15 protein-coding genes are annotated in these 13,506 nt (G+C 51.7%); 11 read left to right on the forward strand and 4 right to left on the reverse strand.

Annotated elements, in window-relative coordinates; translation table 11 throughout:
- Positions 1-10: 10 nt before the first annotated feature.
- Positions 11-1,219 carry an RtcB family protein gene (locus tag DESHY_RS09225; protein ID WP_008412198.1) on the reverse strand — a complete coding sequence of 403 codons (1,209 nt, stop codon included), beginning with the start codon at positions 1,217-1,219 and terminating at the stop codon, positions 11-13.
- A gap of 175 nt (positions 1,220-1,394) precedes the next feature.
- On the opposite strand from DESHY_RS09225, the gene larB reads away from it, so the two are divergent.
- The 4 genes from larB to DESHY_RS09245 are packed head-to-tail and all read left to right on the forward strand — an operon-like array spanning position 1,395 to position 4,265.
- A complete protein-coding gene (gene larB / locus DESHY_RS09230) occupies positions 1,395-2,156 on the forward strand; it encodes a nickel pincer cofactor biosynthesis protein LarB (protein ID WP_008412199.1) in 762 nt (253 codons plus the stop codon).
- Positions 2,153-2,956, forward strand: a complete 804-nt coding sequence (larC, locus tag DESHY_RS09235) for a nickel pincer cofactor biosynthesis protein LarC (protein WP_008412200.1) — start codon at positions 2,153-2,155, stop codon at positions 2,954-2,956. The genes larB and larC overlap by 4 nt, the downstream gene beginning before the upstream one ends.
- 29 nt (positions 2,957-2,985) lie before the next feature.
- Positions 2,986-3,813: an ATP-dependent sacrificial sulfur transferase LarE gene (gene larE / locus DESHY_RS09240; protein ID WP_008412201.1), complete on the forward strand. Its 828-nt coding sequence runs from the start codon at positions 2,986-2,988 to the stop codon at positions 3,811-3,813.
- The gene (locus tag DESHY_RS09245) at positions 3,810-4,265 is read left to right on the forward strand and encodes a PaaI family thioesterase (RefSeq protein WP_008412203.1); all 456 of its coding nucleotides are present in this window, start codon (positions 3,810-3,812) and stop codon (positions 4,263-4,265) included. Before larE ends, DESHY_RS09245 begins: the two co-directional genes overlap by 4 nt.
- Positions 4,266-4,430: 165 nt before the next feature.
- On the opposite strand, the gene DESHY_RS09250 is transcribed toward DESHY_RS09245, so the two are convergent.
- Positions 4,431-6,203 (reverse strand): HMA2 domain-containing protein, encoded by a 1,773-nt coding sequence (locus DESHY_RS09250; protein WP_160162492.1) that lies wholly within the window; start codon positions 6,201-6,203, stop codon positions 4,431-4,433.
- 201 nt (positions 6,204-6,404) lie between these two features.
- Between DESHY_RS09250 and folP the strand changes: the two genes are divergently transcribed.
- Genes folP through folK form a run of 3 tightly spaced genes read left to right on the forward strand, consistent with a single transcriptional unit; the run spans position 6,405 to position 8,459 of the window.
- Entirely contained in the window at positions 6,405-7,604 is a 1,200-nt protein-coding gene (folP, locus tag DESHY_RS09255) for a dihydropteroate synthase (protein WP_008412206.1), read from the forward strand.
- Positions 7,594-7,968 (forward strand): dihydroneopterin aldolase, encoded by a 375-nt coding sequence (gene folB, locus DESHY_RS09260; RefSeq protein ID WP_048818022.1) that lies wholly within the window; start codon positions 7,594-7,596, stop codon positions 7,966-7,968. Before folP ends, folB begins: the two co-directional genes overlap by 11 nt.
- Positions 7,965-8,459: a 2-amino-4-hydroxy-6-hydroxymethyldihydropteridine diphosphokinase gene (folK, locus tag DESHY_RS09265; RefSeq protein ID WP_008412209.1), complete on the forward strand. Its 495-nt coding sequence runs from the start codon at positions 7,965-7,967 to the stop codon at positions 8,457-8,459. Before folB ends, folK begins: the two co-directional genes overlap by 4 nt.
- Here folK and DESHY_RS09270 read toward each other — a convergent pair.
- Together DESHY_RS09270 and DESHY_RS09275 are read right to left on the reverse strand one after the other, a co-directional pair.
- Positions 8,456-8,692: a hypothetical protein gene (locus DESHY_RS09270; protein ID WP_008412211.1), complete on the reverse strand. Its 237-nt coding sequence runs from the start codon at positions 8,690-8,692 to the stop codon at positions 8,456-8,458. The two genes, folK and DESHY_RS09270, sit on opposite strands and share 4 nt — an antisense overlap.
- Positions 8,693-8,759: 67 nt before the next feature.
- Complete coding sequence (locus DESHY_RS09275) at positions 8,760-10,199, reverse strand: HD domain-containing protein (RefSeq protein ID WP_008412213.1); 1,440 nt, start codon at positions 10,197-10,199, stop codon at positions 8,760-8,762.
- Positions 10,200-10,503: 304 nt separating this feature from the next.
- Here DESHY_RS09275 and DESHY_RS09280 point away from each other — a divergent pair, with 304 nt between their 5' ends.
- The 4 genes from DESHY_RS09280 to panD are packed head-to-tail and all read left to right on the forward strand — an operon-like array spanning position 10,504 to position 13,463.
- Positions 10,504-11,535: a Rossmann-like and DUF2520 domain-containing protein gene (locus tag DESHY_RS09280; RefSeq protein ID WP_008412215.1), complete on the forward strand. Its 1,032-nt coding sequence runs from the start codon at positions 10,504-10,506 to the stop codon at positions 11,533-11,535.
- Positions 11,423-12,220 (forward strand): 3-methyl-2-oxobutanoate hydroxymethyltransferase, encoded by a 798-nt coding sequence (gene panB, locus DESHY_RS09285; RefSeq protein WP_235695554.1) that lies wholly within the window; start codon positions 11,423-11,425, stop codon positions 12,218-12,220. The genes DESHY_RS09280 and panB overlap by 113 nt, the downstream gene beginning before the upstream one ends.
- A 9-nt stretch (positions 12,221-12,229) precedes the next feature.
- A complete protein-coding gene (gene panC / locus DESHY_RS09290) occupies positions 12,230-13,075 on the forward strand; it encodes a pantoate--beta-alanine ligase (RefSeq protein ID WP_008412217.1) in 846 nt (281 codons plus the stop codon).
- Between the two features lie 4 nt (positions 13,076-13,079).
- Positions 13,080-13,463, forward strand: coding sequence for an aspartate 1-decarboxylase (gene panD / locus DESHY_RS09295; RefSeq protein WP_008412218.1), 384 nt, complete (start codon positions 13,080-13,082; stop codon positions 13,461-13,463).
- Positions 13,464-13,506: the final 43 nt, after the last annotated feature.

Consider the following 13,506-nt stretch of genomic DNA (forward strand, 5'->3'; position numbering starts at 1 on the left):
TCTGCCAGGCCTATCCTTTAACCACGGCCAGGGTCCTTAACTTTTTAACCGGTTTAATAAGATCTCTTTGCTGGCTGATGACATATTCAATATCTTTATAGGCAAAACGGCTTTCCTCCGAAACATCACTTTTCTTATGTTTTCCCAGCACCACGCCCAGCTGTTGCAGGTCTTCCATAGTTTTTTGCACCGGAATGGTTGCTGTGGCTTTTTTCCGGCTCATGATGCGGCCGGCACCATGGGAGCAGCTATGGAAAGACGCCGCATTGCCCAGCCCTTCCACGATATAGCTGGCTGTACCCATGGCGCCCGGGACAATGCCCGGTTCACCCCGGCGAGCCCGGATGGCCCCTTTACGGTGCACCACCACTTGCCGGCCAAAGTGATGCTCAAGGGCGGCATAGTTATGATGAGCATTGATAAACCGGGAAAAAGTGACGGCGGGCCGGTGCTTTTGCAGGATATCCATGACTATATCCATCATGCGGTGGCGATTCTCCATGGCAAATTGCAATGCCAGATCCATCCAAACCATGTATGAGTTGCCCTCGGTACTGCTCAGGGGCAGAAAGGCCAGATCATATGTTACAGGATCCGGTTGCTGCCACCGGATATTAAGAGTTTTGGCTAGATGGTTAAAATGTTTGGCTATCTGCCAGCCGAAGTTACGACTGCCGCTGTGGAGCATAATACAAACCATGTCTCTTTCGTCGGCCTGGATTTCAATAAAATGATTGCCGCCGCCCAGAGTGCCCATTTGATAATAGCCACGCTCAATTTCCTTAACCAATTCGGGGGGACGGTAACAATCTGATTCTGCCAGTCGGTTGGCAAACCTATCCAAGACCTGGCTGGGCTGTTTTGTTTTGTGGTGATTGAAGCCGGTAGGAATCTGCCGCAAAATCTGACCTACCAAAAACTGCATATCTTCCTTGGAGACCTCGTTCAGGTGAATGTCTGTTTCAACAAAGCACATACCACAACCAATATCAACACCTACCGCATTAGGAACCACAACGTTTTCGGCAGCTAAGACACCACCGATGGGCATGCCAAAGCCGGCATGGGTGTCGGGCATTAAGGCGATATGGTGGAAAGCAAAGGGCAATTTGGCAAGGTTAACAGCTTGCTGCAAACATTCTTCTTCCAATTGTGAGATATCAGGCAGCCATACTTTAACAGGCACTAACTGGCCGGGTTGACGGTCAATGGTAAACATATATCCTGCTCCTTTGACGGGGATGTACTAATTTGATAAATAAAATTCGTCAGGTTAAAGGCAGTTCCTTTAAAGTGTGCCAAAGACAAAAAATTCCTGGCCTTTCTAGGAAATTAAGGGTAAATTAAGTATAATGTTCTGGGATTAACCAAAAATCTAACCGGCGGGGGGTAACATGGATCCACAGCAATTGCGTAAGTTATTGGAAGCGGTACGGGCGGGACAGGTGCCGGTTGAACAGGCAGTGGAACAATTAAAATGCCTACCTTACGAAGATCTGGGCTACGCCAAAATTGACCATCACCGGCACTTGCGCAAGGGGTTTCCTGAAGTAATTTTTTGTCAGGGCAAAACCGTTGAACAGGTAGCACAAATATTTTACCGGCTTTGTCAGGCCAGTGAAGTCAATGTGATGGGCACCCGGGCCACCGAGGTTATGTATGAGGCGGTTAAACAACTGGTTCCTGAAGCGGCCTATGATTCTACCGCCAGAATTATTATGCGCCGCCGGGCCCAAACGTACCTTCACGGTTTGATTTGTGTTTGCAGTGCGGGTACTGCTGATTTGCCGGTGGCGGAAGAAGCTGCCCTAACCTGTGAATTAATGGGCAACCGGGTGGAACGGGTTTATGATGTGGGTGTGGCGGGTCTGCACCGTCTCTTAGACCGGATAGCCATACTGCGGCGGGCCAATGTTATTATTGTGGTGGCGGGTATGGAAGGGGCGCTGCCCAGCGTGGTGGGAGGTTTATTGGATAAGCCGATTATTGCGGTGCCCACCAGTGTGGGCTACGGCGCCGGCTTTCACGGGCTGGCTGCTCTGCTGGCCATGCTCAACAGTTGTGCTGCCGGTGTTACCGTAGTGAATATTGATAATGGTTTTGGCGCTGCCTATGCAGCCGGCCTAATTAATAAACTGGCAGGTGATCAACATTGAAAATTGCATATTTAGATTGTTTTGCAGGCATCAGTGGGGATATGTTTTTAGGGGCCCTGCTGGATTTGGGGGTTGATCCGGAAGCACTGCGACAGGATTTAAGCCGGCTTGCTATTCAAGGCTTTACTGTCAATACCCGCAAAGTTACCCGCTGTGGCATCAGTGCCACCAAGGTAGAAATTAAGGTTACGGAGGAGCAGCCCCACCGCCACCTCAGTGATATTCTTAACTTGCTTGAGCACAGCCGGCTGGCGGAGGAGGTTAAGCAACAGGCCGGGCATATTTTTATTCAGCTGGCAGCCGCCGAAGGTAAGATTCACGGCTGTCCGCCGGAAAAGGTTCATTTTCATGAAGTGGGGGCGGTAGACTCCATTATTGATATAGTAGGCACTTTGATCTGCCTTAAGAAACTGGGCATTTCGGAAATATATTGTTCTCCCTTAAATGTAGGCAGCGGCACGGTGCATTGTGCGCATGGCATTATGCCGGTACCGGCGCCCGCCACGGCGGAAATTTTGCTGCATGTTCCTATTTATACAGCGGGTCCGGCGGTGGAACTGGTAACACCCACCGGTGCGGTGCTGGCCAAATGCCTGGCTAAGGGGTTTGGACCGATGCCGGCCATGATTTTAAAAGGTGTGGGCTACGGGGCCGGGGACAGGGAGACAGAAATACCCAACTTGTTGAGAATAATGGTTGGTGAACCGGAATCCAGGCAGTTTCTTTTTCCATGGCCCGGAGAAGAAGGCGTGCATGGCCACCGCCATCATCATTGCCACTGCCAAGGCGAGCAGAATTAAAAAAGCAGAATTGCAAATTGAGGCAAAGGGTGATTTGGCTGGAGAGAAAGTATAAAAAGTTAGCAGAAATTTTGCAGCAGTACCAACAGGTTTTAGTAGCCTATTCCGGGGGTGTTGACAGCACGCTGCTGCTGGCGGTGGCAGCCCGGGTGTTAGGGGAACGGGTTTTGGCAGTAACAGCGGTATCCGCCACATCCACCGCCGCAGAGGTGCAGGCAGCTAAAGATTTAGCCGGGTGTTTGGGTGTCAAACACTTGGTGGTTGCCACCGATGAAATGCAACACAGGGGGTTTACCGACAATACGCCCCGCAAATGCTATTATTGTAAACGGCTCAGGTTTTCCAGGCTGCTGGAAATAGCGCGCCAACATAATATAACCTGGGTAGCGGATGGTTCCAACCTGGATGATTTGCAGGACTATCGGCCCGGTTTACAGGCCTTGAAAGAGCTTGGTGTAGGCAGTCCCCTGCTGGAGGCGGGGCTGACCAAAACTGACATCCGCCGGTTATCCCGCCGGCTGGCCCTGCCCACCTGGAACAAACCGGCTGATCCCTGTTTAGCTTCCCGCATTCCCTACGGTGAGGAAATAACCGCAGAAAAACTGCGCCGGGTGGAGGAGGCAGAATTATTTTTAAAGAGTCTGGGCTTTTCCCCGGTCCGGGTAAGGCATCCAGAGGGAGAAGCAAGGGTGGAAATAGTCCGGCAACAATTTGCTCAATTAACCAGCCTGGCTGAAAGGGTCACAGAGCAATTTAAAAAACTCGGCTTTAACAAAATTACCTTGGATTTGTGCGGCTTTCGCAGTGGCAGCTTGAACGAGGATTTATCACAAGTGAAGGAGAGTTCTCAAGCATGAAGCAAGAAATGCAGGCAGTCAGGCAAATTATCAATACCAACCCTTTTATTAAATTACTTCAGGTTGAAGTGACAGAGATGCAGCCGGGTACAGGGCAAGCATGCTTAGCTGTTAATGTGTCGGCCAAACACCTGAATCCCCAGGGAACTTTGCATGGCGGGGTGGTGGCTTCGCTGTGCGATATTGCCATGGGAGCGGCGCTGCGCACGCTGGGTAAGGTGGGAGTAACCGTAAATTTGCAAACAAATTTTTTGGCCCCCGGTTACCTGGGTGACAGGGTAATGGCCCGGGGAACAGTAGTGCATGACGGTAATACCATGGTGGCCACCGAAGCTACGGTTTCCTGCGGTGAAACAATCCTTGCCAAGGCCACCGGTTTGTGGCTGTTATCCAATAAAACGGCGCTAAACTTGACCGGACAAAGATTAGTTCCTGAGATGGGAAACCGGTAGCCGTCAGACTTTCGTGCTAATACCATATCACTGGCATAGCGGCATGGTTCAGCTGAAACACCATGATCTTGCCGCCGGTATCATGCTGGTTGTTTGTGAAATGTATTTTTTGCCTGCGGCAGTTTCAGGTGCTATAAAAATAAAATAAATTTGACCGTAGCTTGATTATTTGCGGGTGTGCAGCAGGCATTTGCCTTGATCCACCGTCAGGCCCTGAATAGTGCCCCCGGACTTATCAGAAGAATTATTTTTCCAGCCGATACCAAATAAAGAAGCTCCCGAGTTGTAAACCACAGCCAGCGTGGTAAGCAGAGTCAGTCCTACGGCAGGAACCGCTTTAATCACGCCCAGGGCACCCAATACCTGGCCCAACAAATTCATGCACTGTACCAGGTAGACATTCTGTCTGACGGTATGCATGGTATGACGGCTTAAATGAAGCAACCGGTATACTTGACGGGGGTCGTTTTTATAGCAAAGAACTTGTGCTTTGCTAAGAAAACGTTCCTTACCCTTAAGAAACATTATATTAACATCCGCGTTAGCAACCAGAAGGGGATGTTCCGGACCGCTGACCCAGGCAACTTTTAATCCCTGCCGGTGTATTTTTTCCACCAAACTATGGGGCGAAAGGCTGTCCGAGACAATGGCGGGGGGAGTGGCAGCCTGTTCGTGCAAATGAGCCGGGTCAAAATCTTCAATGTAATAACCTTCTTCCACCAGAAGTTGCAGAGCTGGGTGGAGTTCCCCCTGGCGGTGGGATAACCCTTTATCATTAAAAATAACCACTTTGGTTTCACTTAATTTTTCAAGGACTGTAGTGTCTTGCAAAGCTATGCCAAGGCCGGCGGCTACTCCGGTAGATGCCGCATAAGCAGTGGGGGCAGCTAAACCTGCAGGGCCGGGGGCACCGGATAACAGTACCGGTATGGTTCTCTGCCAGTCCCGGGTCAGGATAAAAACCAGCGCAGTGCTGAGGAAAGTGAACGGCAGCAATTTTTCGGTATAAGAAACAGCAAGACCGGTGCCCAACTGAGGGTCTTCCATGGCATCCTCCAGAATGTCGGCCAGTCTGGCCAGGCTGGTATCCTCTACCAGGCGGTGTACTTTAACAACCACACGGCCTGCTGTCAGGACGGAACCGGCTTCCACGGGACTGCCCGGCAACAAAAACTCGCCGGCTATCATAACAGCTCGACCGGCAACCACTTCCCCCTCCACCGGGATACAATCACCGGCGGCAAAAACTCCAAGGTCGCCCGGCATAACATCCCCGGGTAATACCGGACGGATTTTCCCTTCTTTTAATAAAGAAATTTTATTGCCCCGCTTAATTAACAAGCTGCTGAACCGTCTGCTGGCCACCTTAAATACCAAATTTTGCAAATAATCGCTTACGCTGGCCAGCCAGAGGGTTAACAGACCCAGGTACCCCTTACCGGCAAGCGCAGTAAACAGGCTGAGGCAACTGACCAGAAATTCGTAATTAGGGCGCTTATGCTTGGAAAAATAGGAAAAACCGCTTTTAAAAACCGGCAAGCCGGCACTGATAACAGCAGCCGAAGAAACAGGCAGGGCAAGACTACCCAAACGCGACTGTTGCCCCGGCAGGCCCCAAAACAGGGTGAGAATAGCACCGCTGCCAATTACTTGCTGCAGCCGGACCGGCCTGTCAGCCGAGGCAGCAGCTTGTTTGCGGGCATGATTTGTTACCGGTTGTGCGGAGTTTTGTGACAGGTACCGGGTAACCTGTTGAATAATTTTCTCCGGGGAAATTGTTTGCTCAAAAAAAATTAAGCAACTGCCGGTTAAGGTATTAATTTGTACATGGTTAATACCCCCGGCTGCTTTAAGGAAAGCGGCAAGCTCTCGGGCCAGCTGCTGATTATTTTTTAATGCCTGGATCCTTAGGCGAACCCGTCCCGGTAAAATATGCATAGGCATCACCCGTGACCGTGTAATTTACAGACAGTTAAATGTGATTTTGCTGATACGCCTTTGTGTTTATATTTAGGTTGCCACAATTCGAGCTGAAAAAAGATTGTACTTTATTCCAGGTAATAGTGCCGGCTTATACTTAATCCGGCAGGATATGTTATACTTAAGAAATATTTTGCAATAACTTACCGAGGTGATTGCATGGCAATAGAGATAGGCATCAAATTTATCGACAACCTGCAGCAGGCCAGAACCGAGATTATGGCTGTAGGCAGTGACGCCGCCGGTTGGCAGCGCATGGCTCCCAAAGCGGTACACCGGGTTTTAAAACTAACCGGTGTAACCCCTGTTCAGGCCAACATTATTAAGCAGGAGATGCTGGCCCGGGGCGGCGAGGCGGCGGTGGCCCGCGGGGTGGTTAACTGCTCTGTAGAGGCTACTGATGTTTTACTTATGGCTACTTTAAAGCAATACCAAGAATTTATTGCTAAACTTAAAATGCAGCCATTTGGTTTGCCCAAATTGGCAGAACGCTTGCAGCAAGCTCTGGATAACCTGGAAGGACGGCCGCTGCGTCGTTTGAACTGCCGGGGCAGAGAATTGACGTTGGGCGGTCGGACACTGGTGATGGGCATACTAAATGCTACGCCTGATTCTTTTTCTGACGGCGGGCGCTATCAGGAACCGGCGGCCGCACTGGAACATGCACTGCACATGGTGGAAGCGGGAGCGGACATTATTGATCTGGGCGGCGTATCTACCCGGCCGGGACACAGCCAGGTCAGTGAGGAGGAAGAGCTGAAACGGGTACTGCCGGTTTTGCAGCGGCTGGTACAGGAGGTGCCGGTACCCATCAGTGTGGATACCTGGCGGGCCCGGGTGGCCAGAGAGGCACTTGCTGTGGGAGCGCATATTATCAATGACCAGTGGGCCCTGCGGGGTGACCCGGGCCTTGCAGCAGTGATTGCGCAATACCAGGTGCCTGTGATCTTGATGCATAACGGTCGGGACAACCAATACCGGGATATCATGAGTGAAATGATTGCTTTTTTGCGGCAGGGCATCGACCTGGCTTGTGCGGCGGGGCTGGCCAGGGAAAACATTATTATCGATCCAGGCATTGGTTTTGCCAAAACCTATCAGCAAAACCTGGAAGTTTTACGTCGGCTCAAGGAACTAAACGTTCTGGGCTGCCCCATCCTGCTGGGCACCTCCCGCAAGTCTGTGATTGCCAAAACCTTAGACCTGCCGGTGGATCAGCGGGTGGAAGGCACCGGTGCTACGGTGGCCCTGGGAATTGCCGGCGGGGCGGATATAATCCGAGTTCATGATGTTAAGGAAATGGTACGGGTAGCCAGAATGACTGATGCCATCGTCAGGGGGAACAGCCATGTCGGATAAAATAATTTTAAAGGGCATGAAATTTTACGGTTACCATGGTGTTTTGGCGGAAGAACAAAAGCTGGGTCAGCAGTTTGAGGTAGACCTTGAATTGCGGCTGGATCTCAAGGCAGCCGGCCGGCGGGACGACCTGACTTGCAGCGTCAGTTATGCCGAGGTATATGATGCCGTAGCACAAATTATGACCGGTCCGCCCTGCAGGTTGTTGGAAGCAGTGGCAGAAAAGATCAGCCGCTGTATCTTACGGCAATTTTTGGCGGTGCAAGAGGTAAAAGTAACCGTAAAAAAACCCGGCGCACCCATCCGGGGCAGCTTTTGCTATATGGCGGTGGAGATTTGCCGGGCAAGGAGCGAAGACCAATGACCGTTGCTTATATCGGCTTGGGCAGCAATTTGGGCAAGCGGGAGTCTTACATAAAGAATGCCCTGGCAGAGCTGGCGGCTGCCCCGGGCATTCAATTGCTAAGGGTGGCATCTTTGTATGAAACTGCCCCCTGGGGCAAGACTGATCAGGACCGGTTTCTTAATACAGTGGCAGAAGTGACCACCTGTCTGGAGGCTGAGCAGCTGCTGCGGGTACTGCTGGAGATTGAAACCCGACTGGGCAGAACCCGGGATGTTAAATGGGGTCCTCGTACCATAGATCTGGATTTGCTGTTATATGGCAACCGGCAGATTAACCTGCCCCACTTGCAAGTGCCGCACCCGCACCTGACCAGGCGGGCCTTTGTATTGGTGCCCCTGGCAGAATTATGCCCGGCCCTGGTTTTGCCGGCCGGCCGGGTTGAGGAACTGGCAGCCGCCATGGCTGCCGAACAGGATATCAAAAAAAGGGGGCCGTCACCGACCCTTTAATTATCCTTCTTCTTCTTTAAGATAAATTCTACCCCCACATCGGGATTGGACCAAAAGTCAGTCAGCCGGTACCCCTTATCGATAGATTTCCTGGCTTCGGAGATGGCGGTGGCAAACTGATCCAGCAAGGCCTGTCCGGTAACATCGCCCAGCTCCGGGGTGTTATCCATAACTACCTTTTCAATAAAATAGTCCGGATCGTCATGGATGCCTTCTACCTTGATATTTGGCATAACTTTCACCTCGCAGCAACCTTGATGCCGTTATTTTTCCCGCTGCCGGCAGGTTATAACCTTAAAATTAATCGATCGGTTCCCGGCAGGAGGACAAATTTCCTTTTACCCAGCTTTTGGCCTGGTCTACAGTTTTAATTTCACCGGCTACCTGGGCCTCAGTTAATTGCTGCAGCAACTTTCCTACCAGAGGGCCTTGTTTGACGCCCAGGGCCAACAAGTCGCGGCCTGACAGCAGGGGCTGCGGCTTGAATTTATTAGGTTGGGCAAAGTGCTGCTGCAGAAGATCAAAAATTAACTGACGGTAGGGTGTTAATTCGCTGAGCCTTTCCCCGGCCGTATAAGTGGCAGTAAGGTCAGCCAGAGAAAGGAGCAGCAGGTCCGGCGTGTAATCCCCCAAGGAAACAAACAGGCGGTAAAGAGACAGATCGGCATAATCACCCTTGGTATAAAAATGCAGCGGCTGCATATGCAGCAGCACCAGGGTGGACAGGTATTGCTGTTCCGCCCGGGACATCTTGCACTGCTCTGCCATGGCCCTGACATAGGGCAGGCCGGCCTGTGGATGACCACGAAAAGAAATGCGTCCGGAGGACAGCGTAACCGCCGTATCCGGTTTACCTACATCATGCAGCAAAGCGGCCAGTTTAAGAAGGGGCAGGCGGGTTCTGCCGCCGGCCAGACATTGTTGCAGGACAGCCAAGGCTTGCTGGCCTGCCAACAGGGACGCGGGCAGCTCCCGCAGGATTACTTCCAAACAGTAAAAAGTTCGCAAACTATGGCGCCAGACGTTTTCTGTATGATAATAATTCTGTTGGGTTGTTGCCATGCGTGCCCGCCCGGGTAACAGAGCCTGCCACAGATTCAATTCCCTGTCTGCATATTCCACCCAGGCATAAACGGCCGGCAGGCTGAAAAAGGCCGTAAGTTCCTGCCAGATTCGTTCACCTGCCACTGTACCCAGGTGACGGCAGCCTTGTTTCAGTAAAACTGCCGTTTCAGGGACAATCACAAAGCCCAGCTGGGCAGCCAACCGGATGCCGCGCAAAGCCCTTAAATAGTCAGCCTTGACGGCGTAAGGGCCGGTTGCCCGCAAAAGCCCCAGAGTAATATCCCGGTAACCGCCGGTAGGATCCAACAAGTGCTGAAATATGTTGTTTTCATGGGCAAGCTCAAGGTGCAAGGGCAGTGCCAAGGCATTAACGGTAAAATCCCGGGCTCTAAGATCTTCTTCAATGGTGAGACCCCGGAAACTGCTAAAATCGAGGTGGCGGCGGTCGGGCAGCACTACCCGCAGCATTTGTCGTTCTTGATCAAGGGTGAACAACCGGCCCTGCAGCTTTTCGGCTACCTGCCGGGCCAGCGGGTAGATATTGCCTGCCGCTGCAAGGTCCAGGTCAACCGGCGCCAAACCCAGCAAAAAATCCCGCACGGCGCCGCCTACCAAATAAACTTGGCGGCCGGATTGAGCGGCACACCGACCGATACATTTTAGCAACTCCCACATAATATTATTAACCTCCGTCCCAGGAATTCTTTTATTATAGCATATTGGTAGTATTTTCTGTCTTGCCGGGGACTTATGAAAATTCAAACTATGTGTAAAATAGTTGTTAGGGATTGAAAACAATGTTATTATTGACTTCGGGTAGTATCCCCCGGGGGAACTGCACCGCCTGTAGTTAATTTAAAACCGCAAAGATGTTTCCGCTTGGAACCATACGGACCGAGACGGGAGGTGTTTTGCTGTGTAAAACCTTTCGATTACTCGGGGGGTTTTTTGTATTTTTGGGCAAACGGGAGGATTTCTCATGGATCGTAAACCTTCCTTTAGTATTATCGGGGCGGGCAAAGTGGGCAGCGCCCTGGGCGTGTTGCTGCAAGAGCTGGGATACCTGCCGGCTGCGGTATACAGCCGCACTTTTTCCCACAGCAAACGGCTGGCTGACCAATTGCAGGTTGCGGCGGCACCCCATCCGGCCGCAGCTGCAGCTGCGGCAGAACTTGTTTTTATTACCACCACAGACAGGGAAATTGCTGCCATGGCTGCTGCAATTGCCCGTCAGGGAGGCTGCCGGCCGGGGCAAATTGTGTTCCATGCCAGCGGGGCTTTGGCCAGTGATGTTTTGGCACCGGTCAGGGCCCAAGGGGCCTGGGCGGTATCTATGCACCCGCTGCAATCCTTTACCAGTACAGCCGGTGCCAGGGCAAACCTGCCGGGATCATGTTTTGCCCTGGAGGGAGATGAGCCGGCCTTAGAGCGGGCCATAGAAATAGTAAAGGACCTGAAGGGCCGATATTTTGTTATTCAGCCGGAAGACAAGCCCCTTTACCATGCGGCGGCAGTGATAGCATCTAACTACTTGGTTTCGCTGGTGCATTTAAGCGCATCTATTTATCGGCAGTTGGGTTTGGATGAAGAACAGGCCATGGATGCGTTGTTTCCTTTAATTCAGGGCACAATAAACAATATTGCCCGGTCCGGGCCTGCCGGCGCCCTCACCGGTCCGGTGGCCCGGGCGGACGGAGCTACTCTGCGGGGGCACCTGCGGGCTTTGCAAAAGATGGATTGGCGTACGCAGCAGGCCTATCGAGCGATGGGTCTTTATACGGTGGGGGTGGCTATGGAAAACGGCAACCTGACACCCAACGAAGCTGTGGCCATCAGTAATATTTTTTTGGAGGTAGACAACCATGAGCAAAAGAGTAACTACAGCCGACTTCCGGCGTATGAAACAGGAAGGCACCCCCATTACCATGCTAACCGCTTACGACTATCCGATGGCCACCTTGGTCGATGCTTCCGGTATCGACGGCATCCTGGTGGGGGACTCCCTCGGTAATGTAGTGCTGGGTTATGATTCTACCGTGCCGGTAACCATGGAAGACATGATCCACCATGTGCGGGCGGTCAGCCGTGGTGCTAAAAGAGCTATGGTGGTGGCAGACATGCCCTTTCTTTCTTATCATATTTCCCGGGAAGAAAGCGTGCGCAACGCCGGTCGACTGATGCAGGAGGGTTTGGCCCAGGCAGTAAAACTGGAAGGTGGCAGCGAAGTTGTGGATACCATAAAAGCCATCACTTCTGCCGGCATTCCGGTAATGGGTCACTTAGGATTAACCCCCCAATCGGTTTATCAACTGGGCGGCTATAAAGTACAGGGCAAGGATGGAGAAGCTGCCCGCCGATTGCTGGAGGATGCTCAAAAACTGGAACAAGCAGGTGTGTTTGCCATTGTACTGGAATGCATTCCGCAGCAGCTGGCAAAAGTTATTACTCAATCCCTGAGCATCCCCACCATTGGGATTGGAGCAGGGACTGATTGTGACGGGCAAATACTGGTAACTTATGATTTGCTTGGCATGTTTTCTGATTTTGTGCCCAAGTTTGTTAAACGATATGCTAATCTGAAGGAGCAGATTATTCAAGCCTGCCGGGATTATCAAAAAGAGGTAAAAAACAAGTCTTTTCCCGGGCCTGAACATGTTTTTAACATGGCAGAAGAAGAATTGAAAAAAATATACTAGGTGAGAACCATGCGACTTTGTAAAACTGTAGAAGAGATGCGATCTTATGTTAATGCCGTTCGCGCGGAAGGGAAAACCGTTGGCCTGGTACCAACCATGGGTTACCTGCATCAGGGGCATTTAAGCCTGATGCAGGAGGCCAAACGGCGCTGCGATGTGGTGGTGGTCAGTATTTTTGTTAACCCCACCCAATTTGGGCCTAAGGAAGATTACCAGGCTTATCCCCGGGATTTGCAGCGGGATGCAGGGTTGGCTGCCGAAGTGGGAGTGGATGTTATATTTGCTCCCGAGGTGGCAGAGATGTATCCCCCGGATTTTAACACCTTTGTGGAAGTGGCAGAGGTAAGCGAACCCCTGTGCGGGGCATCCCGGCCGGGCCATTTTCGGGGCGTGGCCACCATTGTGACCAAACTTTTTAACATCGTGCGGCCGCATATGGCTTTCTTTGGCCGGAAAGATTTTCAACAGGTGCTGGTGATTAAACGCCTGGTGGAAGATTTAAACCTGGATGTCAACATTGTGGATCTGCCCATTGTCAGGGAGGAAGACGGTCTGGCCTTGAGTTCTCGCAATGTATATCTTACGGCAGAAGAGCGAAGGGCAGCCCGGGTGCTGTTCCGCAGTCTCAGCTTGGCCAGACGGCGGGTGGCAGCCGGCGAGAGGAATACTGCCGGCCTGAAAGAACTGGTGGAACAGGAAATCCGTTCGGAACCCCTGGCCGTTATTGATTATGTAGAGATTCTTTCCTTACCCCGCCTTAAACCGCTGGACACTTTACAGGACAAGGCGTTGCTGGCCCTGGCGGTACGCTTTGGCAAAACCCGTTTAATTGACAATACGGTTTTGGAGGTATAGGATCTTGTTGTTATTTATGTTTAAGTCCAAAATACATAGGGCTACGGTGACTGAGGCCAATCTAAATTACATGGGCAGTATTACCATCGACAAAGATTTAATGGAGGCGGCCGGCATCCTGCCCCACGAAAAAGTACAGGTGGTGAATAACAATAACGGAGCCCGCCTGGAAACCTATGTTATAGAAGGAGAGCCGGGATCGGGTGTCATCTGCCTGAACGGGGCAGCGGCCCGGCAGGCTCAACCCGGGGATACGGTCATTATCATTGCCTATACCATGCTGGATGAAAGGGAGGCCCGTACCTTTAAACCCCGGGTGGTGATGGTGGACGAAAACAATAAAATTACCCGGGTCATACAGGAAGAATGTCATGGTGTTTGCGGATAAAGGCTGTCGTATTGACATTTGCAGCGGTACTGGATAGAATTGC

It is taken from the genome of Desulforamulus hydrothermalis Lam5 = DSM 18033 (genome assembly GCF_000315365.1).
In the GTDB taxonomy this organism is placed as follows: Bacteria; Bacillota; Desulfotomaculia; order Desulfotomaculales; family Desulfotomaculaceae; genus Desulfotomaculum; species Desulfotomaculum hydrothermale.

Coding starts and splice junctions, on each gene's coding strand:
- DESHY_RS09270 (WP_008412211.1), bottom strand. CDS start 8,692: ATGCCAAATATCAAGGTAGAAGGCATCCATGACGATCCGGACTATTTT.
- folK (WP_008412209.1), top strand. CDS start 7,965: ATGACCGTTGCTTATATCGGCTTGGGCAGCAATTTGGGCAAGCGGGAG.
- DESHY_RS09250 (WP_160162492.1), bottom strand. CDS start 6,203: ATGCATATTTTACCGGGACGGGTTCGCCTAAGGATCCAGGCATTAAAA.
- DESHY_RS09280 (WP_008412215.1), top strand. CDS start 10,504: ATGGATCGTAAACCTTCCTTTAGTATTATCGGGGCGGGCAAAGTGGGC.
- DESHY_RS09245 (WP_008412203.1), top strand. CDS start 3,810: ATGAAGCAAGAAATGCAGGCAGTCAGGCAAATTATCAATACCAACCCT.
- larB (WP_008412199.1), top strand. CDS start 1,395: ATGGATCCACAGCAATTGCGTAAGTTATTGGAAGCGGTACGGGCGGGA.
- folP (WP_008412206.1), top strand. CDS start 6,405: ATGGCAATAGAGATAGGCATCAAATTTATCGACAACCTGCAGCAGGCC.
- DESHY_RS09225 (WP_008412198.1), bottom strand. CDS start 1,219: ATGTTTACCATTGACCGTCAACCCGGCCAGTTAGTGCCTGTTAAAGTA.
- panB (WP_235695554.1), top strand. CDS start 11,423: ATGAAACAGGAAGGCACCCCCATTACCATGCTAACCGCTTACGACTAT.
- panC (WP_008412217.1), top strand. CDS start 12,230: ATGCGACTTTGTAAAACTGTAGAAGAGATGCGATCTTATGTTAATGCC.
- DESHY_RS09275 (WP_008412213.1), bottom strand. CDS start 10,199: ATGTGGGAGTTGCTAAAATGTATCGGTCGGTGTGCCGCTCAATCCGGC.
- folB (WP_048818022.1), top strand. CDS start 7,594: ATGTCGGATAAAATAATTTTAAAGGGCATGAAATTTTACGGTTACCAT.